28 protein-coding genes are annotated in these 20,987 nt (G+C 66.3%); 19 read left to right on the top strand and 9 right to left on the bottom strand.

Annotated elements, in window-relative coordinates; all coding sequences use genetic code 11:
• Positions 1 to 61 precede the first annotated feature (61 nt).
• Positions 62 to 1,351 carry an acyl-CoA dehydrogenase family protein gene (locus ACODS2_RS03500; protein WP_488997577.1) on the bottom strand — a complete coding sequence of 430 codons (1,290 nt, stop codon included), beginning with the start codon at positions 1,349 to 1,351 and terminating at the stop codon, positions 62 to 64.
• Between the two features lie 94 nt (positions 1,352 to 1,445).
• On the bottom strand, positions 1,446 to 2,297 hold the full coding sequence (locus ACODS2_RS03505; protein WP_488997578.1) for an SDR family NAD(P)-dependent oxidoreductase: 852 nt from the start codon (positions 2,295 to 2,297) through the stop codon (positions 1,446 to 1,448).
• A gap of 187 nt (positions 2,298 to 2,484) precedes the next feature.
• On the opposite strand from ACODS2_RS03505, the gene ACODS2_RS03510 reads away from it, so the two are divergent.
• From ACODS2_RS03510 to ACODS2_RS03530, 5 genes are all read left to right on the top strand, one after another.
• Positions 2,485 to 3,645 carry an acyl-CoA dehydrogenase family protein gene (locus ACODS2_RS03510; protein ID WP_488997579.1) on the top strand — a complete coding sequence of 387 codons (1,161 nt, stop codon included), beginning with the start codon at positions 2,485 to 2,487 and terminating at the stop codon, positions 3,643 to 3,645.
• Between the two features lie 138 nt (positions 3,646 to 3,783).
• Entirely contained in the window at positions 3,784 to 4,923 is a 1,140-nt protein-coding gene (locus ACODS2_RS03515; RefSeq protein ID WP_488997580.1) for an acyl-CoA dehydrogenase family protein, read from the top strand.
• A gap of 11 nt (positions 4,924 to 4,934) precedes the next feature.
• Positions 4,935 to 5,735 carry an SDR family oxidoreductase gene (locus ACODS2_RS03520; RefSeq protein WP_488997581.1) on the top strand — a complete coding sequence of 267 codons (801 nt, stop codon included), beginning with the start codon at positions 4,935 to 4,937 and terminating at the stop codon, positions 5,733 to 5,735.
• Positions 5,736 to 5,739: 4 nt separating this feature from the next.
• Complete coding sequence (locus tag ACODS2_RS03525; protein ID WP_488997582.1) at positions 5,740 to 6,621, top strand: SMP-30/gluconolactonase/LRE family protein; 882 nt, start codon at positions 5,740 to 5,742, stop codon at positions 6,619 to 6,621.
• Positions 6,618 to 7,085 carry an SRPBCC domain-containing protein gene (locus ACODS2_RS03530; RefSeq protein ID WP_488997583.1) on the top strand — a complete coding sequence of 156 codons (468 nt, stop codon included), beginning with the start codon at positions 6,618 to 6,620 and terminating at the stop codon, positions 7,083 to 7,085. Before ACODS2_RS03525 ends, ACODS2_RS03530 begins: the two co-directional genes overlap by 4 nt.
• A 5-nt stretch (positions 7,086 to 7,090) precedes the next feature.
• Here the strand turns inward: ACODS2_RS03530 and gmk are convergent, their stop codons facing one another.
• Genes gmk through ACODS2_RS03545 form a run of 3 tightly spaced genes read right to left on the bottom strand, consistent with a single transcriptional unit; the run spans position 7,091 to position 8,659 of the window.
• Positions 7,091 to 7,744 (bottom strand): guanylate kinase, encoded by a 654-nt coding sequence (gene gmk / locus ACODS2_RS03535; RefSeq protein ID WP_488997584.1) that lies wholly within the window; start codon positions 7,742 to 7,744, stop codon positions 7,091 to 7,093.
• A gap of 31 nt (positions 7,745 to 7,775) precedes the next feature.
• Positions 7,776 to 8,168 (bottom strand): hypothetical protein, encoded by a 393-nt coding sequence (locus ACODS2_RS03540; protein WP_488997585.1) that lies wholly within the window; start codon positions 8,166 to 8,168, stop codon positions 7,776 to 7,778.
• The gene (locus ACODS2_RS03545) at positions 8,165 to 8,659 is read right to left on the bottom strand and encodes an SspB family protein (RefSeq protein ID WP_488997586.1); all 495 of its coding nucleotides are present in this window, start codon (positions 8,657 to 8,659) and stop codon (positions 8,165 to 8,167) included. Before ACODS2_RS03545 ends, ACODS2_RS03540 begins: the two co-directional genes overlap by 4 nt.
• A 93-nt stretch (positions 8,660 to 8,752) precedes the next feature.
• Here ACODS2_RS03545 and hisB point away from each other — a divergent pair, with 93 nt between their 5' ends.
• The 14 genes from hisB (at position 8,753) to ACODS2_RS03615 (ending at position 17,972) form a co-directional block, all read left to right on the top strand.
• Positions 8,753 to 9,346, top strand: a complete 594-nt coding sequence (gene hisB, locus ACODS2_RS03550) for an imidazoleglycerol-phosphate dehydratase HisB (RefSeq protein WP_488997587.1) — start codon at positions 8,753 to 8,755, stop codon at positions 9,344 to 9,346.
• Complete coding sequence (hisH, locus tag ACODS2_RS03555; RefSeq protein ID WP_298168793.1) at positions 9,339 to 9,959, top strand: imidazole glycerol phosphate synthase subunit HisH; 621 nt, start codon at positions 9,339 to 9,341, stop codon at positions 9,957 to 9,959. The genes hisB and hisH overlap by 8 nt, the downstream gene beginning before the upstream one ends.
• A gap of 97 nt (positions 9,960 to 10,056) precedes the next feature.
• On the top strand, positions 10,057 to 10,782 hold the full coding sequence (hisA, locus tag ACODS2_RS03560; protein ID WP_488997588.1) for a 1-(5-phosphoribosyl)-5-[(5-phosphoribosylamino)methylideneamino]imidazole-4-carboxamide isomerase: 726 nt from the start codon (positions 10,057 to 10,059) through the stop codon (positions 10,780 to 10,782).
• Positions 10,783 to 10,792: 10 nt separating this feature from the next.
• Positions 10,793 to 11,554, top strand: coding sequence for an imidazole glycerol phosphate synthase subunit HisF (gene hisF / locus ACODS2_RS03565; RefSeq protein WP_298168784.1), 762 nt, complete (start codon positions 10,793 to 10,795; stop codon positions 11,552 to 11,554).
• 178 nt (positions 11,555 to 11,732) lie between these two features.
• Positions 11,733 to 11,876 carry a PEP-CTERM sorting domain-containing protein gene (locus tag ACODS2_RS03570; protein WP_488997589.1) on the top strand — a complete coding sequence of 48 codons (144 nt, stop codon included), beginning with the start codon at positions 11,733 to 11,735 and terminating at the stop codon, positions 11,874 to 11,876.
• 126 nt (positions 11,877 to 12,002) lie between these two features.
• Entirely contained in the window at positions 12,003 to 12,350 is a 348-nt protein-coding gene (locus ACODS2_RS03575) for a phosphoribosyl-ATP diphosphatase (RefSeq protein ID WP_488997590.1), read from the top strand.
• A gap of 3 nt (positions 12,351 to 12,353) precedes the next feature.
• The gene (locus tag ACODS2_RS03580; RefSeq protein WP_488997591.1) at positions 12,354 to 12,737 is read left to right on the top strand and encodes a histidine triad nucleotide-binding protein; all 384 of its coding nucleotides are present in this window, start codon (positions 12,354 to 12,356) and stop codon (positions 12,735 to 12,737) included.
• A gap of 79 nt (positions 12,738 to 12,816) precedes the next feature.
• Complete coding sequence (locus ACODS2_RS03585; RefSeq protein ID WP_488997592.1) at positions 12,817 to 13,284, top strand: YbgC/FadM family acyl-CoA thioesterase; 468 nt, start codon at positions 12,817 to 12,819, stop codon at positions 13,282 to 13,284.
• Complete coding sequence (gene tolQ, locus ACODS2_RS03590) at positions 13,281 to 14,006, top strand: protein TolQ (protein WP_488997593.1); 726 nt, start codon at positions 13,281 to 13,283, stop codon at positions 14,004 to 14,006. The genes ACODS2_RS03585 and tolQ overlap by 4 nt, the downstream gene beginning before the upstream one ends.
• A gap of 10 nt (positions 14,007 to 14,016) precedes the next feature.
• Complete coding sequence (locus ACODS2_RS03595) at positions 14,017 to 14,478, top strand: ExbD/TolR family protein (RefSeq protein WP_488997909.1); 462 nt, start codon at positions 14,017 to 14,019, stop codon at positions 14,476 to 14,478.
• 11 nt (positions 14,479 to 14,489) lie between these two features.
• Positions 14,490 to 15,416: a hypothetical protein gene (locus ACODS2_RS03600; RefSeq protein ID WP_488997594.1), complete on the top strand. Its 927-nt coding sequence runs from the start codon at positions 14,490 to 14,492 to the stop codon at positions 15,414 to 15,416.
• A 5-nt stretch (positions 15,417 to 15,421) separates the two neighbouring features.
• Positions 15,422 to 16,798, top strand: coding sequence for a Tol-Pal system beta propeller repeat protein TolB (gene tolB, locus ACODS2_RS03605; RefSeq protein WP_488997595.1), 1,377 nt, complete (start codon positions 15,422 to 15,424; stop codon positions 16,796 to 16,798).
• Between the two features lie 90 nt (positions 16,799 to 16,888).
• Complete coding sequence (gene pal, locus ACODS2_RS03610; RefSeq protein ID WP_488997910.1) at positions 16,889 to 17,407, top strand: peptidoglycan-associated lipoprotein Pal; 519 nt, start codon at positions 16,889 to 16,891, stop codon at positions 17,405 to 17,407.
• Between the two features lie 19 nt (positions 17,408 to 17,426).
• A complete protein-coding gene (locus ACODS2_RS03615; RefSeq protein ID WP_298173328.1) occupies positions 17,427 to 17,972 on the top strand; it encodes a J domain-containing protein in 546 nt (181 codons plus the stop codon).
• 99 nt (positions 17,973 to 18,071) lie between these two features.
• Here ACODS2_RS03615 and ACODS2_RS03620 read toward each other — a convergent pair whose 3' ends face one another.
• Genes ACODS2_RS03620 through ACODS2_RS03635 form a run of 4 tightly spaced genes read right to left on the bottom strand, consistent with a single transcriptional unit; the run spans position 18,072 to position 20,940 of the window.
• Positions 18,072 to 19,247 (bottom strand): CCA tRNA nucleotidyltransferase, encoded by a 1,176-nt coding sequence (locus ACODS2_RS03620; protein WP_488997596.1) that lies wholly within the window; start codon positions 19,245 to 19,247, stop codon positions 18,072 to 18,074.
• Complete coding sequence (locus ACODS2_RS03625; protein WP_421839390.1) at positions 19,240 to 19,842, bottom strand: NUDIX hydrolase; 603 nt, start codon at positions 19,840 to 19,842, stop codon at positions 19,240 to 19,242. The genes ACODS2_RS03620 and ACODS2_RS03625 overlap by 8 nt, the downstream gene beginning before the upstream one ends.
• A complete protein-coding gene (locus ACODS2_RS03630; RefSeq protein ID WP_298173320.1) occupies positions 19,839 to 20,408 on the bottom strand; it encodes a DUF1285 domain-containing protein in 570 nt (189 codons plus the stop codon). The genes ACODS2_RS03625 and ACODS2_RS03630 overlap by 4 nt, the downstream gene beginning before the upstream one ends.
• A 22-nt stretch (positions 20,409 to 20,430) precedes the next feature.
• Complete coding sequence (locus ACODS2_RS03635) at positions 20,431 to 20,940, bottom strand: GNAT family N-acetyltransferase (RefSeq protein ID WP_298173317.1); 510 nt, start codon at positions 20,938 to 20,940, stop codon at positions 20,431 to 20,433.
• Positions 20,941 to 20,987: the final 47 nt, after the last annotated feature.

Consider the following 20,987-nt stretch of genomic DNA (forward strand, 5'->3'; position numbering starts at 1 on the left):
TGGGGATGGCGTGAACATGCCCTCCCCCAGCCCCTCCCGCTTGCGGGAGGGGAGTAGGTTGTCAGCGTGAGATCGCCATGTCGCCCGAGGTGAAGCCCGGGTCGCTCGGCAGATCGGTGTGGCGTGCATATTCGATGCGGGCGACGGCGCGGGCGTGGACTTCGTCCGGACCGTCCGCCAGGCGCAGCGTGCGCTGGTGCGCGTAGGCTTCGGCGAGGCCAAAGTCTTCCGAGACACCGCCGCCGCCGTGGGCCTGGATCGCATCGTCGATGATGCGCAGCGCCATGTTGGGGGCCTGCACCTTGATCATCGCGATTTCGAGCGCGGCGGCCTTGTTGCCGACCTTGTCCATCATGTCTGCGGCCTTGAGGCAGAGCAGGCGGGTCATCTCGATATCGATGCGGGCACGGGCGATGCGCTCTTCCCACACGGACTGTTCGGAAATCCGCTTGCCGAAGGCGACGCGCGACTGGAGGCGCTTGGCCATCTTGCCGAGTGCTTCTTCGGCAACGCCGATGGTGCGCATGCAGTGGTGGATGCGGCCCGGCCCGAGGCGCCCCTGCGCGATTTCGAACCCGCGCCCTTCGCCGAGCACGACGTTGGAGACGGGGACGCGGACGTTTTCGAGCAGGACTTCCATGTGGCCGTGCGGCGCATCATCATAGCCGAAGACGGGAAGGTGGCGCAGGATGTTGACGCCCGGCGCGTCCATCGGGACGAGCACCTGCGACTGCTGCGCGTGGCGCTTGGCGCTGGTGTCGGTCTTGCCCATGACGATGGCGATCTTGCAACGCGGATCGCCGAGGCCCGAGGACCACCACTTGCGGCCGTTGATGACGTATTCATCGCCTTCGCGCACCATGCGGGTTTCGATGTTGGTCGCGTCCGACGAGGCGACGAGCGGCTCGGTCATCAGGAAGGCCGAGCGGATTTCGCCGTTCATCAGCGGGCGCAGCCACTGCTCCTTCTGCTCGCGCGTGCCGTAGCGGTGGAATACTTCCATGTTGCCGGTATCGGGCGCGGAGCAGTTGAACACTTCGCTGGCCCACGAGATGCGGCCCATTTCCTCGGCGCAGAGCGCGTATTCGAGGTTGGTGAGGCCGGGGCCTTCGAACTCGAACGTATCATCGACATGGTGATGGCCCGAGTTCTGCGGCGGCATGAACAGGTTCCAGATGCCGGCGGCCTTGGCCTTGGCTTTCTCTTCCTCGACCACCTGCAGCACCTTCCAGCGGCCGCCGCTGGCCTGTTCGGCCTTGTAGTCCTTGTGGCGCGGGCGAACGTTGCTCTCGATGAAATCGCGGACGCGGTTGCGCCAGTAGACCTGCCGCTCGGTGGGTTCGAAATCCATGTTTGCTCTCCTGCGGTGCGGGCGTGTGGCACCGCTCTTGTTTGTTGATTTAATCTGTCGGTTAAACCTTGCGCCAGATCAAGCGCCAGTTTTGTCAGGCCGCTGCTTCGGCTGCCGCTTTCATCTGGCGCAGCGCTTCGAACAGATCGGGCACTTCGGGATCCCACGAATGGCGCGGGCCGATGGTGAGGCCGCCATCGACGATGATCGAGGTGCCGTTCACGAAGCTGGCGGCCTCGCTGCACAGATAGAGCACGGCTTCGCCAATATCATTGGGCTGGCCGCCGCGCGCCACGGGCTGGGCGGCCTGGCTCATCATCGCGATGGCGCCCTTGGCCTGCGCTTCGAGTTCGGCTGGGACGTCCAGCGAGGTGGTGAAAATGTTGGTGTTGATGAAGCCGGGCTGGACGGCGTTCACGCGGATCTGGTGGCGGGCGAGATCGGCGGCGCTCGTCTTGGTCAGATGGAGCACCCCGGCCTTGGCGACGGCGTAGGCATTGGGCGAGTAGCCGGGGCCGACTGCGGCGACCGAGGACGTGTTGACGATGGCAGCGCCCTTGCGGCCGATCATGTGCGGCACGGCATAGCGGATGCCGAAGGCAACCGAGCGCAGCAGCAGGTGCATCGTGCGGTCCCAGCCCTCGGGCTCGATCTCGTCGATCTTGGCCATGTCGCCGCCCGCGCCGGCATTGTTGAACACGGCGTCGATCCCGCCGGTTTCGGCGGCGGCGCGGTCCATCAGGGCCTTGATGTCCTCGGTGTTGCAGACGTCGCAGCGCACGGTGTGGACTTCGCCGTTGGATTCGGCGGCGGTGGCGGCAAGGCCGGCTTCGTCGATATCGGCGGCATAGACCTTCGCGCCCTCGGCGGCGAACAGGAGCGCAGTGGCGCGGCCGATGCCGGAGGCGGCCCCGGTGACGACGACGGTCTTGTTGTGGAATCGCATTGGAACCTCTCCGTGTTTCTGATTTTGGCGTGAGCTTAGGCTGCTGCGCCCCTTCGTCAATGCCGATCGGGTTGACGCTACGGCATGCGGGAGTGGTGCGGATTGGCAGAAAACCGTGCCGAAATCGGTGCTTGCCAGCGTGCGCTGAGTCGCCTTAACCTTCCGATTAAGAGAGGAGACACGAACGATGTCGGACCTGGAGACTTTCCGCGCGGAGATCCGCGCGTGGATCGAGGCGAACTGCCCGGAAGAGATGCGCCGGCCCGTGCAGGGCGAGGATGACATCTGCTGGGGCGGGCGCAATTTCGTGTTCAAGAGCGCAGCGCAGAAGCAGTGGATGGAGGTCTGCGCGGCCAAGGGCTATACCGTGCCGGACTGGCCGGTGGCCTATGGCGGCGCGGGGATGAACCCGGCTGAGGCCAAGGTGTGGCGCGAGGAAATGACGCGGGCCGGGGCGCGGCCGCCGCTTTCGAGCTTCGGCATCTGGATGCTCGGGCCGGCGCTGCTGAAGTTCGGCACCGAGGAGCAGAAGGTCCATTACCTGGGTCAGGTGGCGCGCGGGGAAATCCGCTGGTGCCAGGGCTATTCGGAGCCGGGCTCGGGCTCGGATCTCGTCTCTCTCCAGACCTATGGCGAGGACAAGGGCGACCATTGGGTGGTCAATGGCCAGAAGATCTGGACCAGCTATGCCGACAAGGCGGACTGGATCTTCTGCCTGGTCCGCACCGACAAGACCAATGTCTATCAGGGAATCTCGTTCCTGCTGTTCGACATGACGACGCCGGGGGTGACGACCAAGCCGATCAAGCTGATCAGCGGTAGCTCGCCCTTCTGCGAGACGTTTTTCGACAACGTGGTGGTGCCCAAGAGCCAGATCGTCGGCCAGCTCAATCGCGGCTGGGATGTGGCGAAGTACCTCCTTGGCCATGAGCGTGAGATGATTTCCGGCGCGGGCGGCGGCGAGCAGACGAGCACGATCGGCAAGGTGCTGACGCGCAATGGTCTCGACGATCCGATGCTGCGCGCGGAGCTTGCCGCATTCGATATCGATGCGCTGGCCTTTGCCGCGATGGGCGAGAAGTTCCTCGACGAGATCAAGGTGGGCAAGGCGCACCCTGCGCAGCCCAACATGATGAAATACGCCGGGACCGAGCTCAACAAGCGCCGGCACGAGCTGCTGATGGCGGCGGGCGGCAGCACCGCGCTGGAGTGGGAGAGCGAGGAGACGCGCGGCGGGGCGCCTTCGCGGTCGTGGCTGCGCACCAAGGCAAACTCGATTGAGGGCGGCACGAGCGAGGTCATGCTCAACGTCGTCGCCAAGCGCATTCTCGAGCTGCCGGGGGCCTGACGCGCAATCCTCGAGGCCCCGCTCATGCTGAGCATGTCGAAGCATCTGGCCCGACCGTGGTGCCAGCACCCTTCGACAGGCTCAGGGTGAGCGGGGTTTAGAGATGTTTTTGAATTTCTAGGGCTTAGGAGCAAATCCATGCCGCTGTATTACAACGAAGATCAGGCCATGCTGGCCGATAGCGTCACCGGCTTCATGGCCGATGAAGGCGGGATCAAGAAGCAGTTGCGCCACTGGCGTGACATCAATTGCAAGGACGGTTTCGGCCACACCTTGTGGAAGCAGTTTGCCGAGATGGGGCTGACGGGCATGCTGGCGGCGGAAGCCGATGGCGGGCTGGCCATGGGCCATGTCGAGGCGGGGATCGTGCTTGCGGAGATCGGGCGCAACCTGACGCCGTCGCCGTTCCTCACCACGGCGGTGATGGGCGTGACGGCGCTGAAGGACGCATCGGACGAGCTGCGCGGGCGCTGGCTGCCGGGGATCATCGCGGGCGAGACGGTGCTGGCCGTCGCGATCGACGAGGGTGCGAAGCACAGACCTGAGAAGATCGCTTGCCGTGCCGAGCGTGCGGGCAACGGGTTCCGGCTGACGGGCGCGAAGGACTTCGTGGTGCATGGCACGTCGGCTGACGCAATCATCGTGGCGGCGCGCACCTCGGGCAGCGATAGCGATGCGGATGGCGTGACGCTGTTTGCCGTGCCCAAGGATGCGGCCGGGATCGGGCACAACGCGGTGCGGCTGGTCGATAGTTCCATCGCCAGCCATGTGCGGTTTGATGGCGTCGAGCTCGACGGTTCGACCGTGATCGGCGAAGTCGATGGCGGGCGCGCGGTGCTTAACAAGGTGCTGAGCGCAGGCCGCATCGGCGCTGCGGCGGAGCAGACGGGCGTTGGCGGCGGAGCCTTCGCGATGACCAAGACCTATCTCAAGACGCGCAAGCAGTTCGGCAAGCTGATCGGCGAATTCCAGGCGCTACAGCACCGCGCGGCGCACCTCTATTCCGAGCTGGAGATTGCCGAGGCCGTGGTGATCAAGGCGCAGCAACTGCTCGATGGTGGGTCCGAGCGGGCCGAGCTGATGGTCTCCGTCGCCAAGGCCAAGGCGGCGCGGGCGTGCAATCTGGCGGTGCGCGAGGGCGTGCAGATGCACGGCGGCGTGGGCATGACCGACGAATACGACATCGGGCTCTACATGAAGCGCGAGCGCGCGCTGACCGAGTTCATGGGTGATGCGAACTACCATGCCGAGCGCGTTGCGCAGCTCAGCGGCTACTAAGGATCAGACAGATGGATTTTGCCAAGCTTTTCAGCCTTGAAGGCCGCGTAGCGGTGGTGACGGGCGGTTCGCGCGGGATCGGGCGGATGATTGCCGAGGGTTTTATCGCGGCGGGCTGCGAACGGGTCTATATCACCGCGCGCAAGGCTGCGGTGGTCGAGGCGACGGCGGCGGAACTGGGGCCGAAGTGCATCGCGCTGCCGGGCGATATTTCGACTTACGCGGGGATCGAGGCGCTGGCCGAGGATCTGGCGCAGCGCGAGAGCCGGATCGACATTCTGGTGAACAATGCTGGCGTGGCCTGGGGCGCGGAGTTTGATGATTTCCCGGAAATGGGCTGGGACAAGGTGATGAACCTCAACGTCAAGACGCCCTTCTTCCTGACGCAGAAGCTGCACGGCCTGCTTAAGGCGGGCGCGGTGAATCAGGCGGCCAAGGTGATCAACATCGCCTCGATCGATGGCCTGCGCGTCAATCCGTGGGAGACCTATAGCTATCAGGCCTCGAAAGCGGCGCTGGTGCACCTGACCCGGCGCATGGCGGCGCGGCTGGTGCAGGACAACATCATCGTCAACGCGATCTGCCCCGGCGCGTTCGCCTCGGAAATGAACAAGGCGGCGGCGAAGAACCCCGAAGCTTCGGCGCGCGGCATCCCGCTGAAGCGCATCGGCAATCTGGAAGACATGGCGGGCGGCGCGATCTTCCTTGCCAGCCGCGCGGGCGATTATGTGATCGGCACGCCGCTGCCGATCGACGGCGGGATCGTGAACGCCTATATCCCCGAGAACCATATCAACCCGCTGGGGGAGTAAAGCCATGAGCCGCGCGGTCCGCCAGCTTGCCGATGGGTTCCACTTCGGCGAGGGGCCGCGCTGGCATGAGGAGCGGCTGTGGTTCAGCGATTTCTACAGCCGCACCATCCGCTCGGTGTACCTTGCGGGCGACCACCGGATCGAGCTTGAACTGGACGACCAGCCTTCGGGGCTGGGCTGGATGCCGGATGGCTCGCTGCTGTTTGTTTCCATGCGCAAGCGGCAGGTGTGGCGGCGCTGGCCGGACGGGCGGCTGGCGATGCATGCCGATCTGGCGGACCTGACGGCGCATCTGTGCAACGATATGGTGGTTGATGCCGAGGGGCGGGCCTATGTCGGCAACTTCGGCTTCGATCTCGACCACGAGCTGCGCGCGCGGGGCGTGGAAGCGGTGCTGGCGGAGCATCCCAAGGCCAATCTGGTGCTGGTGCAGCCTGATGGATCGGTTTCGGTCGCGGCGCCGGATATGAGCTTTCCCAACGGCACGGTGATCACGCCCGACGGCAAAACGCTGATCATCGGTGAGACGCTGGGCGGGCGGCTGACGGCGTTTGATATTGGCGAAGGCGGGGCGCTTTCGGGCCGCCGGGTGTGGGCGGATACCATGCCGCGCGTGCCCGATGGCATTGCGCTCGATGCCGAAGGCGCGGTGTGGATCGCGAACCCGATCGCGCCCGAATGCGCGCGGATCGGCGAGGGCGGGGCGGTGCTGGAGGTCGTCTCGACCGGCGAGATGCCGTGTTTTGCGTGCATGCTCGGCGGGCCGGAGGGGCGGCACTTGTTCATGCTCTGCGCGCCGAGCAGCGATGCGGACGTGGCCAAAAGCGCGGCGAAGGGCGTGGTGCTGGTGGCTGAGGTGGATGCAGCGCGTGCTGGGCGGCCGTGACCGCGCGTGATTCAGACGCGGTGCGGGGCATCGGCGACTGCGAGCTTGCGATTACGCGCCAGATCGCCGCGCCGCGTCCGCAGGTGTTCCGGGCATGGGCCGAGCCTGCGCTGTTCCGGCAGTGGTGGATGCCGGAGGGGTTGGGCGCGACCTTGCTGGAATGCGATCTCGATCTGCGCACCGGGGGTTCGTACCGGCTGGTCTATGCCTTTGGAGAGACGCAAAACATGGCGTTCCACGGCACGTATCCCGAAGTGGTGCCCGATGCGCGAATCGTCTGGACCAATGCCGAAGACCCCGATGGGGCGGTGACGACGGTGACTCTCGCCGACCATGATGGCGGAACTGTGCTGACCTATCACGAGCGCTACCCTTCGCGCGAGGCGCGGGACGAGGCGCTGGTGAGTTCTGCTTCGGCTTTGCCGCTGCAATTGGATCAGTTGGCGGCGTTGCTGGAGATCTGAGCGCCTCAGGGCCGCATAAGCTCGCGGACGAAGCCGATCAGGCCGGTCTGGCGGGCGCGCTTCATGCGTTCGGCGTGGAGGATTTCGCGGACCTTGGCGAAGCACTGGTCGATATCGTCGTTGACCACCACGTAGTCATAGCCGTCCCAGTGGCTGATTTCGGCGCGGGCGCGTTCCATGCGGGCGGCGATGACTTCGGCGCTGTCGGTGCCGCGACCCGTCAGGCGGCGGCGCAGTTCATCGATGCTGGGGGGGAGCAGGAACACCCGCACGACATCGGTTTCGAGCTTCTGGTAAAGCTGCTGCGTGCCCTGCCAATCGATATCGAACAGGTAGTCGCGGCCTTCGCGCAGGCCGGCCTTCACCTGGGCCTTGGGCGTGCCGTAGCTGTTGCCGAAGACGTGGGCCCATTCGAGGAACTCTTCGTTTTCGACCATGCGGTCGAATTCGGCATGGGTGACGAAATGGTAGTCCTTCCCGTCGACCTCGCCAGGGCGCATCGGGCGCGTGGTGGCCGAGACCGAGAGGCAGATGGCGGGATCGGCCTCCAGCAGCATGCGCGAGATCGTCGTCTTGCCCGCGCCCGAGGGCGAGGACATGATGAACATCAGGCCGCGGCGGTGGAGTGCGTCGGACGTTTGGGGAGTCGGCTGGACCATGCGCGCTGTTGGCGCATGGGGGGCCGGATGGTCAAGCTTTGCGATTCTTGCGGCGCTGGTGGAGCGTCTTTGCCAGCAGCGCGCCGCCGACGACGATCGCGCCGGGGACCGAGCGCGTGGCGATGCGCGTGGCGGCGGCAGTGAGGATGCGCGCGCCGAGGCCGAAACGCTTCTTGGGCGCGGCAGCCTTGGCAGCCGAGGCACCGGCGGCTTTCGCGGCGGCCTTGAGCGCTTCGGGTGCAGCGCCGAGGATACCGCGATCAACGCTGCGCTTCAGGAAGGTGGAACCGGCGCGCATGGCAACGCCGGCAAGGATCGCGCGCGCGACCGGGCCTACGGGATCCAGACCAGCCGGATCGGGCGCCGAATCAGTGGTGGGTTCGGGTGCTGGAGTTTCCGGGGCCTTTGCGGTGGGCCCGGTCATTTCTTCCGGCCGAAATCCACGGTGACGACGTTGGAGCCATCATCCGGGCTTGCAGGCCCGCTGCCATCGGGCGAATCGTTTTCCGCGTCGTGCAGCGGTTCGTCCTCGTCGTCGCTGTCGCCCGCCGTCTGAAACTGGAGGCCGAAATCGACCGCCGGATCGACGAAAGCGGTAATCGCGCTGAACGGGACCACCAGCGTGGACGGAATCTGGTTGAACGAGAGGCCGACGCTGAAGCCTTCGGGTGTGACCTTGAGGTCCCAGAACTTGTTCTGGAGCACGATGGTCATTTCGTCCGGGAAGCGTTCCTTGAGGCGGGTCGGGATCGACACGCCGGGGGCGCCGGTCTTGAAGGTGATGTAGAAATGGTGCGCGCCGGGGAGCGTGCCGCCGGTGTTTTCAACCTGGCCGAGCACGCGGCCGACCACCGCGCGCAGGGCCTCCTGCACGATTTCATCGTAGGGGATCAGGCTGTCGGGTGCATCGCTCATCCTGCCTAGGGTGGCTTGGAGCGCCGCGCGGGTCAAGAGGGTGCGGCGTGCAGGCAATTGATTCTGTGCGGAACCAGCCTATAGGCGAGGGCCATGCGCACCGGATCGATCGCCCGCACCACGCACGAAACCGACATCCAGGTTTCGGTGAACCTTGATGGCACCGGCACTTTCGACGTCAGCACCGGCATCGGCTTCCTCGATCACATGATCGAGCAGTTCAGCCGCCACTCGCTGATCGACGTGACGTGCCGCGTGAAGGGCGACCTCCACGTCGACCAGCACCACACGACCGAGGATAGCGCGATCGCGCTGGGGCAGGCGATTGCGCAGGCGCTCGGCGACAAGAAGGGCATCACCCGCTACGGCACGGCCTATTCGCCGATGGACGAGGCGCTGGCCCGCGTGGCGCTCGATATTTCGGGGCGGCCGGTGCTGGTCTGGAAGGCGCAGTTCACGCAGCCACGCCTTGGCGAGATGGATACCGAGCTGTTCGAGCACTGGTTCCAGTCGATTGCTCAGGCGGCCGGCATCACGCTGCATATCGAATGCCTCTACGGCTCGAACAATCATCACATCATCGAGGGCATCTACAAGGGTTTTGCCCGCGCGATGCGAAGTGCGGTGGAGATCGATCCGCGCAAGGGCGATGCGGTGCCCAGCACCAAGGGCATTCTGGGTGGCTGAAGTCATTGCCTTGGTCGACTACGGCGCGGGGAACCTGCGCTCGGTCGCCAATGCGCTGAAGGCGGCGGGGGCGGAAGGCGTTGCGGTGACGGCGGACCCCAATGTGGTGCGCGCGGCGGACCGGATCGTGCTGCCGGGTGTCGGCGCATTCAAGGCTTGCGTGGAGGCGCTGCGCGGCGTGCCGGGGCTGGTCGAGGCGATGAGCGAGCGGGTGCTGGTTGGCGGCGCGCCGTTCCTTGGCATTTGCGTGGGCATGCAGCTGCTGGCGGACCGGGGCATCGAGTTCGGCGTGACTGAAGGGCTGGGCTGGATCGGCGGCGAAGTGCGGGCCATCGAGCCGAGTGATCCCAGCATCAAGGTGCCGCACATGGGCTGGAACGATGTCGCGCCGATGCACCACAATGCTTTGATCGTGCCGGGCGAGGCCTATTTCCTGCATTCCTATCACTTCGTGCCCGAGGAAGGCGCGAGCATTGCGGCGATGACCGACCATGGCGGCGGGCTGGTTGCGGCGGTGGGGCAGGACAATGTGCTGGGCGTGCAGTTTCACCCCGAGAAGAGCCAGGACTACGGGCTGGCGCTCTTGGGGCGTTTTCTGGAGTGGAAGCCTTGAGCGGTCGCGCCTCGACTTTGGCGTGGTTACCCCCACCCAGCCTCCCCCGAACGGGGGAGGGGCTTGCCATGTATAAATCGACGGGTGGTGCTCTGCGATGATCGTTTTTCCGGCAATTGACCTCAAGGGCGGGCAGGTCGTGCGGCTGGCCGAGGGCGATATGGCGCGCGCAACGGTCTATGGCGATGATCCGGCGGCGCAGGCCATGCTGTTTGCGGATGCGGGCTCGCAGTACCTCCATGTCGTCGATCTCGATGGCGCGTTCGCGGGCGAGGCGGTCAATCGCGAGGCCGTGGAAGGCATCCTCAAGGTGTTTCCGGGGCACGTGCAGCTGGGCGGCGGCATTCGGAACCCAATTGCCGTCGATGGCTGGTTCGATCTGGGCGTGAGCCGGGTGGTGATCGGCACGGCGGCTTTGAAAGACCCGCAGTTCGTGAAGGATATGGCCAAGGCCTATCCGGGCGGGATCGTGGTGGCGGTCGATGCGCGCGATGGCATGGTGGCGACGGAAGGCTGGGCGGAAGTTTCCGACGTTTCGATTGTCGATATGGCGCGGCGGTTCGAGGATGCGGGGGTGGCTTCGATCCTGTTTACCGATGTGGGGCGCGATGGGCTGCTCAAGGGCTGCAATATCGACGCGACGCTGGATCTTGCGCGTGCGACGCGGCTGCCGGTGATCGCGAGCGGCGGGGTGAAGGGCATCGACGATATCCGGATGCTCAAGATCCACGAGGCTGACGGGATCGAGGGGGTGATTACCGGGCGGGCGCTGTTTGAGGGGCGGCTGGACTTGGCCGCTGCGATTGCGATGGCTGAGGCGTGAGGGTGGGGGCATGACCGTCCGCATCCGTGTCATTCCTTGCCTCGATGTGCGCGATGGGCGCGTGGTGAAGGGCGTGAACTTCGTCGATCTGCGCGATGCGGGCGATCCGGTCGAGCAGGCGCGGGCCTATGACAAGGCGGGCGCGGACGAGCTGTGCTTTCTCGATATTTCGGCAACGCATGAGGGGCGCGGGACGCTGCTCGATGTCGTCGCGCGGACGGCCGAGGTGTGCTTCATGCCGCTGACGGTGGGCGGCGGGGTGCGTGAGCCTGAGGATGCGCGCGCGCTGCTTCTGGCCGGTGCGGACAAGGTCGCGGTCAATTCCGCAGCCGTTGCGCGGCCCGAATTGGTGCGCGATATTGCCGAGCGGTTCGGCGCGCAGTGCGTGGTCGGCTCGGTCGATGCGCGGCGGGTGGCGCCGGGCAAGTGGGAGATATTCACCCACGGCGGGCGGCGGCCCACTGGGATTGATGCGCTGGCCCATGCGGAAAACTTGGCCAAGTTGGGGGCGGGCGAGTTGCTCGTCACCTCGATGGACGGAGACGGCACGCAGGCGGGCTATGATCTGGAGCTGACCCGGCGGATTGCCGATGCGGTGCCGGTGCCGGTGATTGCCAGCGGCGGTGTCGGGAATCTTGACCACCTCGTTGCGGGTGTGCGTGAGGGGCATGCCAGCGCGGTGCTGGCGGCCTCGATCTTCCACTTCGGCACGCACTCGATTGCCGAGGCGCATGCCGCCTTGCGCGCGGCGGGGATTCCGGCGCGGGGATAGGTCCCGCTAGTGTCGGAATTCTTGACAAATGCAGTCTGAACGCTGCGGACGTTAACTAGCGAAATAGGCTTATTTCCTTGATTTTCGGGATGTTGGCACAGGGATTGCTTTAACCTTTTAGCAAGGCCTTGTATTGGAAATCCCCCGCGTGCTCCGTTTTGTTCCCATTGCCCTTGTCGTGTTTGCCACCACAACCGTCCCTGCCTTTGCGCAGGCGAGCGGTGGCATCGCCATTCCTGAACCGACCGACGGCGCGCTTTTCGCCATCGGGCTCGCAGGCCTGATCATCGGCCGCCGCGTCGCGCGACGCAAAGAGGACTGAGGCAGCCTTCAGCGCCGGGTGCCTCGACTCCGCTCGACACCAACGGAGGTGGGGGCGAACGGAGGCGGCGAGCGATAGCTTCTGGCCCGCTTGACCTTCCCATCGCCGCGCGCCATGCCCGCTGCGATGTCTTCCTTCACCGATCCGACCACGCTCCTCTCCCGGCTTGAAGCCACGATCGCTGCGCGCCGCGCTGCCGGTTCTGCTACAGGCCCCGATGCTAGCTATGTCGCCCGTCTGCACGCCAAAGGGCGCGGCAAGATGGCGCAGAAGGTGGGCGAGGAAGCCACCGAAGTGGTGATCGCCGCGCTCACCGGCAGCCCTGAGGCGCTGGTGGGGGAAGCGGCGGACCTGCTCTTCCACCTCTTCGTGCTGATGGGCGATTGCGGCGTTTCGCTGGCCCAGGTGACGGCCGAACTGGAGCGGCGCGAGGGCACGTCAGGGATTGCCGAGAAAGCCAGCAGGAGCAGTTGAACCATGGCGGTCGATGCCACCCAGCCTTACGATGACCAGAACGTCTTCGCGAAGATTCTGCGCGGGGAAATCCCCTGCCGGAAGGTCTACGAAGACGAGTGGAGCCTCGCCTTCCACGACATCAACCCGCAATCGCCGACGCATGTGCTGGTGATCCCCAAGGGCGCTTACGTGAGCTGGGACGATTTTTCGGCGAAGGCTTCGGACAGCGAGATCACCGGGTTCGTGCGCGCGGTGGGGCATGTGGCGCGCGCGGCGGGGCTGGTCGCGCCGGGATACCGGCTGCTGGCGAACACCGGCACGAATGCCCATCAGGAAGTGCCGCATCTGCATGTGCATGTGTTTGCGGGCCGTCAGCTTGGCCCGCTGCTGGCGCGGGTGGACTGAAACCTTCCTGAAGCGGTTAACAAATTGCCGCGTTTGATCTTGCCTCGCGAGTCGCGGCAAGGCTAGGACAGCGCGGCATATGCCTGCTCCGCTTCCTCCTTCCGGCTGTTTTGACGGCGCGCGCCATCTTTATGCGATACGCGTTTACTATGAGGACACCGATCTTTCGGGCGTGGTCTATCACGCGAATTACCTACGCTGGTTCGAGCGGGCGCGGTCGGACATGTTGCGCCTGCTTGGCATCGACCAGCGCGGTGCGCATGAAGCGGGGGAAGGTGCCTTTGCGGTGACCGACCTTGCGCTGAAGTACCTCCGCCCGGCGCGGCTCGATGACGATGTGGTGATCGAAAGCACCGTCGCCGAGGTTTCACGCGTCACGTGCAGTCTGGTGCAGAAGGCCTGGCGCGGCGAGGACTTGCTGGCCGAGGGCCGGGTCCGCGTGGCGTTCGTCTCTCCGCTGGGCCGCGCGCGGCGGCTGCCTGCATCGTTCCATTCCGCTTTCACGGCGCTGCTGGCGCCTCCCCCTGAAGGGTCCGTCCATCCATGATGCTATCCGTTCTTGCCGCTGCCGCCGTGCCTGTCGCCGCCGGGGCGACTGCGGGCATGCCGACCCGGCTCAACCCGGTCGCGCTGTTCCTTCATGCCGATATCGTGGTGCAGGTGGTGATGGGCGCGCTGGTGCTCGCCTCGGTCTGGGTGTGGACGATCATCGTCTCCTTCTCGCTGCGCATGGGCAGCGCCGAGCGCAAGTGCGACAAGTATGAGACGGCGTTCTGGGAAGCGCGCGATGTCGATGCCTTCCACAAGGAGAACGGCGGCAAGGACGTGCCCAGCGCGCGGATCGTGACGGCGGCGCTGGCAGAATGGCGGCGCTCCACCTCGGGCAAGACGATCGACCGCGAGGGTACGCGCCAGCGGCTCAACTCGGCGATGGAAAGCGTGGTGACGGCGGAAACGGACCGGCTGGCGGGGCGGCTCAATTTCCTCGCTACAGTTGGTGCGGTGGCGCCTTTCGTCGGGCTGTTCGGCACGGTGTGGGGCATCATGGACAGCTTCTTCAACATCGGCGCGCAGCAGAATTCCTCGCTCGCGGTGGTGGCGCCGGGCATTTCGGAAGCGCTGTTTGCCACGGCCATCGGCCTGTTCGCGGCGATCCCGGCAGTGATTGCCTACAACCGCTTCTCGCACCGGGTGAACCGCTTCGAGACCCGGCTGTTCCGCTTTGCCGACCGCTTTCATGCGACCTTGAGCCGCGAGTTGGAGCAGTAACGCCATGGCGATGAGCATGGGCTCTGGCGGTGGCGGTGGCGGGCGGCGCGGGCGGCGGGGGCGCGGGCGCGGCGCGGCGATGAGCGAGATCAACGTGACGCCGCTGGTCGACGTGATGCTGGTGCTGCTGATCATCTTCATGGTGACCGCGCCGATGCTGACCGCGGGCGTGCCGATCGACTTGCCGGACAGCCGGGCCGAGGCGCTCAAGACCGACAGACAAGTGATCACGGTGAGCATGGACGGCGAAGGGCGGATCTTCCTCGACGATCAGGAACTTGCGCCGGGTGAGCTTTCCGACCGGCTGACGGGGCTGGCAGTTGCGGGGCCGGGTGGCCAACTGCCCGTCGTCACGCTGCGCGCGGATCGCGGCCTCGATTATGGCCGGGTGGTCGCCGTGATGGGCGCGCTCAATGCCGCGGGGTTCAAGTCGATCTCGCTGGTCACCAACGGTTCAGTCACGGCGCCTTAACCGCGATGGGCATGACGGCCTCTTCCTCCTCCCAAGGCCTCACGCGCGAGGAAGCGCCCATACCGTTTGGGGCGCTTGGCATCGCGCTGGCGGCGCACGTGGCGCTGATTGCGGCGCTGACGCTCTCGCCGCCGGGCAAATCGATCCTGTCGCCCCCCGAACGGATGACGGTGACCTTCGCCGAAGAGACTGCCGACCAATCGACCTCGCCGCAGCCCGATGCCGAGGCTGCGCCCGATGTCGCGCCGGTGCTGGGCGAGCCTGTGCCGGAACCGGCCCCGCCGCAGCCTGCGCCGCAGATTGCGCCGCCTCAGCCCCAGCCCCGGCCCCAGCCCCAGCCCTTACCTAAGCCCGCGCCGCCGCCACCGCCTCAGGCAAAGCCCGCGCCGCAGCCCAAGCCTGTTGCGAGGCCGCAGCCTGTCATCAAGCCGCAGCCGCAACAGCGTGCCGTGCCTGCGCCGCCGCAAAAGCCGGTGGCAAAGGCGGCCGCCGCGCCGCCGCTTGACCCGCGCCAGCGGCGGCGGCCCGATGCGCCAAGCGGCGCCAGCCAACTGGGCTCCGATTTCCTCAAGGGGATCAATACGGGGACCCGGCCGGGCGCGACGGGCAATCCCGCCGATGCGTTGAGCGATACTGCCAAGGCCGCGATCCGCGTCACGATCAACCGCAAGGTGGTGCCGCCGTGGAACAGCTGTCCGCTGAGCGGCGTTGAGATCGAGAAGCTGCGCGCGAAAGTGACCTTCCAGCTTGATCGCAGCGGGAACATCGTCAGCATTGCAACGCCGGTTCTTTCCGGCCAGACTCCTGCCAACACGCCGCAGGTGGGCCGCTTCACCGAATGCGCGGTTCGCGCGATCAGGACGGCGGCTCCGTTCAATCTTCCTGTCGAAACGTATGATTTCTGGAAGACCTACACGCTCAATTTCAGGAAAGAGTAGAGCCCTTGCGTAGCACTCTTGTCGTCGGCCTTTGCGCGCTCCTTGCCGCCTCGCCTGCACTGGCGCAGCCTGCCACACCTGCGCCCCAACCCGCCGCTTCGGCCGCGCCGGCGGATTCCTCGCCAGAGGAGGACGTGGTCGGCACGATCAACAACGATGCTGCCATCGCGATCCCGACCTTCCCGACCAACGAGATGCTGCCCACCGCAGCCGATGGCGGGAACACCGAGGCGCTGGGGCGCAATCTTGCGCGGGTGATCTATGGCGATCTCAAGAACAACGGGCTGTTTCGCCCGGTCGGCCCCGATGCATTGCCGGGCATTGCCTATGGCGAAGTGACCGCGCCCACGTTTCCGAACTGGCGCGCGCGTTCGGCGGAAATGCTGGTGCAGGGCTTCGTCAAGGCCGGTGCCGACGGAAGGCTGACGGTGGGCTGCTACCTCTATGACGTGGCGCTGGGCAGCGAGCTGGCGCGGCAGGGCTATGTGGTGAAGCCCGAGGAGTGGCGCCGCGCGGCGCACAAGTGTGCGGACATGGTCTATTCGCGGCTTTCAGGGGAAAGCCCGTTCTTCGACAGCAAGATCGCCTATATCGCCGAGACGGGGCCGAAGGATCATCGCCGCAAGCAGCTGGCGATCATGGATTCGGACGGGGCGAACCACCGCTTTATCACCAACGGCCAGGCAACCGCGCTGACCCCGCGCTATTCGCCGGACTACTCGAAGATCGCCTACCTCAGCTTCCTCAACGGCACGCCGCGCATCTATGTCTATGATATCGGCAGCGGGCAGCAGCGGCTGGTGACCGAGGGCAAGGGGCCGACTTTCGCGCCGCGCTGGTCGCCCGATGGCAAGTCCATCCTCTACTCGATGGCGATTGCCGGGAATACGGACATCTACCGCGTGCCCGCAACCGGCGGCGAATCGGTGAAGCTGACGGATTCGCCGGGGATCGACGTGGGCGGCAGCTATTCGCCTGATGGCAGCAAGATCGTGTTCGAAAGCGATCGTTCGGGAAGCCAGCAAATCTACGTGATGAACGCCGATGGCACCAATCAGAAGCGCATCAGCTTTTTCGGTGGTCGCTCCGCGACGCCCGAATGGAGCCCACGCGGTGGCCAGATCGCGTTCACCCACATCGCTGGCAATCTTCGCATCGCGGTGATGAACCCATCGGGCGGCGAGATGCGCTATCTCACCGACAGCTGGCAGGATGAAGCGCCGACATGGTCGCCCAACGGCCGCATCGTGCAGTTCTTCCGCACGGCAAAGACCACTGGCAAGACCTCGATCTGGCAGGTGGACCTGACCGGGCGCAACGAGCGGCGGCTGAATACGCCGGTCGATGCATCGGACCCTGCATGGGGCCCGGTTCTGCCCTGAACCGGTGCCAAAACCGTTTGCCGATTCGCCTTGTGCAATGCACTCTGGCGCTGATTGACCAAAGGAGACCCGTCCGTGACCCGCAAGATCATCACATCGAAAGTCTTGACTGGCCTGCTGCTCACCTCCGGCCTTGCGCTCGCGGGTTGCGCCACCAAGCCCAAGGAACTGCCGCCGCAGCCGACCGGCGCGACGACCACGACGACGACTACGCCACCGCCGGTCAGCCAGCCGATGGGGCCGGTGCCGGGCAGCCAGGCCGATTTCATGGCCTCGGTGCTGGGCGACACGATCCTGTTCGACACGGACCGCTACAACATCGACAGCGAGGATCAGGGCATCCTGCAGAGCCAGGCACAGTGGCTGGCGCGCTATCCCGGCAAGCGCGTGACCATCGAAGGGCACTGCGACGAGCGCGGCACGCGTGATTATAACCTTGCTTTGGGCGAGCGCAGGGCCAATGCGGCGAAGAACTACCTCGTCAGCCTCGGCATCGATGCTTCGCGCATCACCACGGTGAGCTATGGCAAGGAGCGCCCGGTCGCTCTGGGTTCGGACGAGGCAAGCTGGGCGAAGAACCGCCGTGCGGTGACGATCACCGTACAGTGAAAAGGGATTAGCCACTTCGATGGCACGGCAAGGCAGATCGGCTGACTGGGGTTTCCCACGCTGGCGCGGCTATGGTGGTTCGCGCGAGGCGGCCCCGGTGCGCCTGTGCGACCGGGCCGGCTGCGACGAGAAGGGCGACCGGCCTGCGCCCAAATCGCCGAACAACCCGGACCGGTGGTACTTCTGCGAGCGCCATGCCGCCGAATACAATGCCGGGTGGAACTACTTCGAAGGGCTCGACAAGGAAGAAGCCGAGCTACGCGAGAAGGCCGAGCGGGGCGAGGCTTCGGGCTATGCGCAATCGGCCTATCAGGCCTGGGCAGGCCCCGGCGATGGCAGCCGCAGCCGCGACGAGATGCGCGCGCTGGAAGCGCTTGGGCTGGAAGTGGACGCCGATTTCGAGGCGGTGCGCAAGGCGTGGCGTAGCCGTGCCAAGGAAGTGCATCCCGATGTGCGCCCCGGCGATGCCGAAGCGGCGGCGGAGTTCCTGAAGCTGCAGACGGCCTATGAAGTGCTGCGCGCCGCCGAGGAGCGGCGCGAGTGGAAGGGGTCTGACGCGGGCTGAAGGCCGGGCGCATGGTGTCTCGACTTCCAGCCCTTCAGGCTGGAAGTTCATCCCGAGCGACGTCGAGGGGCTCGACACAAACGGGACTTGGTTTTTCGCTTAGCCGAGTTCTTCGCTGAGCAATTCCGCGATGCGGGCTTCGTTTGGAAAACCTTCTGCCACCCAGCGGGCTTCGACCGCGCGGAGGATGCGGGCGACTTCGGGCCCGGCGCTGACGCCGCGGGCGACGATCGTGCCGCCTTTGAGCGGAAACTGCGGGATATCCCAGCCATCGAGCGGGGTGGTGTCTTCGCCGGTGATCAGCAAGCGATCGAGCGCGGCTGCGCGGCCGACCTGGTAGGCGAGCGGGCGGGCGGCTTCCTCGGGAACGGTGCGCGCGGCGACGAGGGCGAGGTGCTTGCGCTGGGCGATCGAGAGCCTCAGGCGCGCGGCGATCAGTTCGGCCAGCGGCGGATCGGCGGGGAGCAACGCGGCGAGGCGGCGCAGCGGTTCGGGCGCAACGGCGCGGGCGGCTTCTGCGGCGAGGAGGGGCGGGAGCGCTGCGGGATCGGCTTCGGGCAGGATCACGCCAAGCACGCCGAGCTCAGCCATGCGCGCGACGGTGGGCGCCGGGTTGGGCAGCGCCAGCAGCATGAGGAGTTCGCTGGCGATGCGTTCGCGCGAGAGGCCCTTGAGGCCCGGCGCCAGCGCACTGCAGGCGGCTTCCGCGGCTGCATCGGCAGGGAGCGAGCCGAAGCGGGCCTGGAAGCGGAAATAGCGCAGGATGCGCAGGTAATCCTCCCGGATGCGCGCCTCCGCATCGCCGATGAAGCGCAGGCGGCGGGCCTTGAGGTCTGCGAGGCCGCCGAAGTAGTCGTGAACCGTCAGGCCCTGCGGATCGGCGTAGAGCGCGTTGATCGTGAAATCGCGGCGGGCCGCGTCTTCCGACCAGTCGGTTGAAAACGCGACGGTGGCGTGGCGGCCGTCGGTCGAGACATCGCGGCGCAGGGTCGTGATCTCGACCGGGCCGCCAGCGAGCACGGCGGTGACGGTGCCGTGGGCAAGGCCGGTGGGGACACTGCGGATGCCTGCGGCCTTGAGCCGCTCGATCACTGCAGGCGGTTCGAGCGGTGTGGCCATGTCGATGTCCTTCACCGCGATGCCCAGCAGCGTATCACGCACCGCACCGCCGACGTAGCGGACGAGGCCTTCTCCGGCCGGATCGAGCGCGGCGACGAGTGCGGCGAGGTCTTCGCGCTGGGTCCAGTCGGCAGCAGGGAGGCGCGTTTCAGCCATGCCAGCGGATCCGCTGCGCAAGATTGGCGATAATCCCGGCGGTGACGCCCCAGATGCGGTGCTCATTCCACTGGATATCGATGTAGCTACCGCGCCGCCCGGCCCATTCACTCTCCCGCCGGACGTGGTTGGCGGGATCGAGCACGAAGCCAAGCGGGGGCTCGAACCAGCTCGCCACTTCGGCGGGATTGGGCTGGATGGGCAGGTCTGGCGGAACCATCGCGAGGACGGGGGTGATGTCGTAGCCGGTGCCAGTGCGGTACTGGTCGGTCGCGCCGATCACGTCCACCAGCGCGGGATCGATGCCGAGCTCCTCGTTCGCCTCGCGCAGCGCGGCCTCGATCGGGGTTTCGCCCGCATCGATCTTGCCGCCGGGGAACGCGGCCTGCCCGGGGTGCGCGCGCATGTGCGAGGGGCGGTGGATGAGGAGCACGCCGGGGCCTTGCGCATGGTCTGGCCGGTCGGTGACGGCGATCAGCACGGCGGCGGCGCGCAAGGGCGTATCGGGAAGCGGGCGCCAGTCCTCGTAAGCGGGCGGGACGGGGAGGGCATGCCCGACGTCGAAAAGTTCGGCGAGGCGTTCGCGCAGGCTCATGCGGGCAGCAGGCTGAAGCGGGTGCCCCGGCTTTCGACCGCGAGCGCTTCGGGTTCGGATAGAGTGAGCGCGTGGTCGATCAGCTGGCCGTAAGTGCTGCGGTTGAGCCGCGCTTCGGTGCCATGGCGCACGGCGAGGTAGAAGGCGGGGACTTCGGGCGTGCCCGCAGCGCGCAAGGGATGATCGGGGCCGGCGAGGACCACATCGTCGCTATTGAGGCGGAACGCGATGACCGGGTGGCCGTTCTCGTCGCTGCGGACTTCCATGTCGGTCGCGATGAAGGCGGCGTCGTCCACCGCGATGGCGAGCTTTTCGACCGGAGTGACGAGCCAGTGCTGGCCTGCTGCATCGCGGGTGAGGAGCGATGAGAAGGCGCGGACCATGGCCGGGCGGGTGATCCTGCCGCCCTCGTGGAACCACGTGCCGTCTGCCGCGATGCGCATGTGGCTTTCGCCGATGTTCGCGGGGGACCAGCTTTCTACCGCCGGCAAGCGGCGCGATGCGATGGCCTCTGCCAGTTCACTCAGCGAAAGCGCTGCAAGTTCGGGGGGCGGTTCATAGGGCACGAACCGCCGATGCCAGATCAGATCAGCCGCGCCAAGGGCCGAGCATGCCCTCTGTGGGCAGGACGGCCGGATTGGCGGTGCGGCAGAGCAGGCGCGCCGGGTCCCACGGGCCGGGCAGCTTCCATCCGCCGGTGTGCGCGGCGGAAAAGCCAAAGAAGCGGCCATAGTAATCCAGATCGCCGATCATCACCTGCGGCAGCGGTGCGCGCGGATCGATTGCGGTGAGGCTGGCGGTGACGAGCGCCTTGCCATAGCCCTGGCCCTGAAGGCCCGGGAGGACAGCGACCGGGCCGACCATGATCATCGGGTGGGCGCGGCCGCTTTCATCGTTCAGCGCGACAGGCCAGCACTGGATCGTGCCGGCGATGTGCTCGCCTTCATCAAGCGCAGCGAAGGACAGGCCGGGGAGCCACTCGGTCCCCTCGCGCACCTTGTAGGCCGTGCGCGCGAAGCGGTCCGGCCCGAAGGCGGCATCGAGCACGTCTTCGATCAGCGCGGAATCGATATCGGCAAGCGGGATCAGCGTGGCCAAGGTGATGCGGGCTTTCGGGTGGATGGCGGAAGGCGCGCCGATAGCGG

This window comes from Novosphingobium sp. FG137 (assembly GCF_057809735.1).

Excerpts from the sequence above, each read along its gene's own strand:
- hisA (WP_488997588.1), top strand. The coding sequence starts at position 10,057 with ATGATCGTTTTTCCGGCAATTGACCTCAAGGGCGGGCAGGTCGTGCGG.
- ACODS2_RS03580 (WP_488997591.1), top strand. The coding sequence starts at position 12,354 with ATGGCGGTCGATGCCACCCAGCCTTACGATGACCAGAACGTCTTCGCG.
- ACODS2_RS03600 (WP_488997594.1), top strand. The coding sequence starts at position 14,490 with ATGACGGCCTCTTCCTCCTCCCAAGGCCTCACGCGCGAGGAAGCGCCC.
- ACODS2_RS03525 (WP_488997582.1), top strand. The coding sequence starts at position 5,740 with ATGAGCCGCGCGGTCCGCCAGCTTGCCGATGGGTTCCACTTCGGCGAG.
- gmk (WP_488997584.1), bottom strand. The coding sequence starts at position 7,744 with ATGGTCCAGCCGACTCCCCAAACGTCCGACGCACTCCACCGCCGCGGC.
- hisF (WP_298168784.1), top strand. The coding sequence starts at position 10,793 with ATGACCGTCCGCATCCGTGTCATTCCTTGCCTCGATGTGCGCGATGGG.
- ACODS2_RS03615 (WP_298173328.1), top strand. The coding sequence starts at position 17,427 with ATGGCACGGCAAGGCAGATCGGCTGACTGGGGTTTCCCACGCTGGCGC.
- ACODS2_RS03620 (WP_488997596.1), bottom strand. The coding sequence starts at position 19,247 with ATGGCTGAAACGCGCCTCCCTGCTGCCGACTGGACCCAGCGCGAAGAC.
- ACODS2_RS03625 (WP_421839390.1), bottom strand. The coding sequence starts at position 19,842 with ATGAGCCTGCGCGAACGCCTCGCCGAACTTTTCGACGTCGGGCATGCC.
- ACODS2_RS03575 (WP_488997590.1), top strand. The coding sequence starts at position 12,003 with ATGTCTTCCTTCACCGATCCGACCACGCTCCTCTCCCGGCTTGAAGCC.
- ACODS2_RS03510 (WP_488997579.1), top strand. The coding sequence starts at position 2,485 with ATGTCGGACCTGGAGACTTTCCGCGCGGAGATCCGCGCGTGGATCGAG.
- ACODS2_RS03585 (WP_488997592.1), top strand. The coding sequence starts at position 12,817 with ATGCCTGCTCCGCTTCCTCCTTCCGGCTGTTTTGACGGCGCGCGCCAT.
- ACODS2_RS03545 (WP_488997586.1), bottom strand. The coding sequence starts at position 8,659 with ATGAGCGATGCACCCGACAGCCTGATCCCCTACGATGAAATCGTGCAG.
- ACODS2_RS03540 (WP_488997585.1), bottom strand. The coding sequence starts at position 8,168 with ATGACCGGGCCCACCGCAAAGGCCCCGGAAACTCCAGCACCCGAACCC.
- ACODS2_RS03500 (WP_488997577.1), bottom strand. The coding sequence starts at position 1,351 with ATGGATTTCGAACCCACCGAGCGGCAGGTCTACTGGCGCAACCGCGTC.
- tolQ (WP_488997593.1), top strand. The coding sequence starts at position 13,281 with ATGATGCTATCCGTTCTTGCCGCTGCCGCCGTGCCTGTCGCCGCCGGG.
- ACODS2_RS03515 (WP_488997580.1), top strand. The coding sequence starts at position 3,784 with ATGCCGCTGTATTACAACGAAGATCAGGCCATGCTGGCCGATAGCGTC.
- ACODS2_RS03595 (WP_488997909.1), top strand. The coding sequence starts at position 14,017 with ATGAGCATGGGCTCTGGCGGTGGCGGTGGCGGGCGGCGCGGGCGGCGG.
- hisB (WP_488997587.1), top strand. The coding sequence starts at position 8,753 with ATGCGCACCGGATCGATCGCCCGCACCACGCACGAAACCGACATCCAG.
- ACODS2_RS03505 (WP_488997578.1), bottom strand. The coding sequence starts at position 2,297 with ATGCGATTCCACAACAAGACCGTCGTCGTCACCGGGGCCGCCTCCGGC.
- ACODS2_RS03520 (WP_488997581.1), top strand. The coding sequence starts at position 4,935 with ATGGATTTTGCCAAGCTTTTCAGCCTTGAAGGCCGCGTAGCGGTGGTG.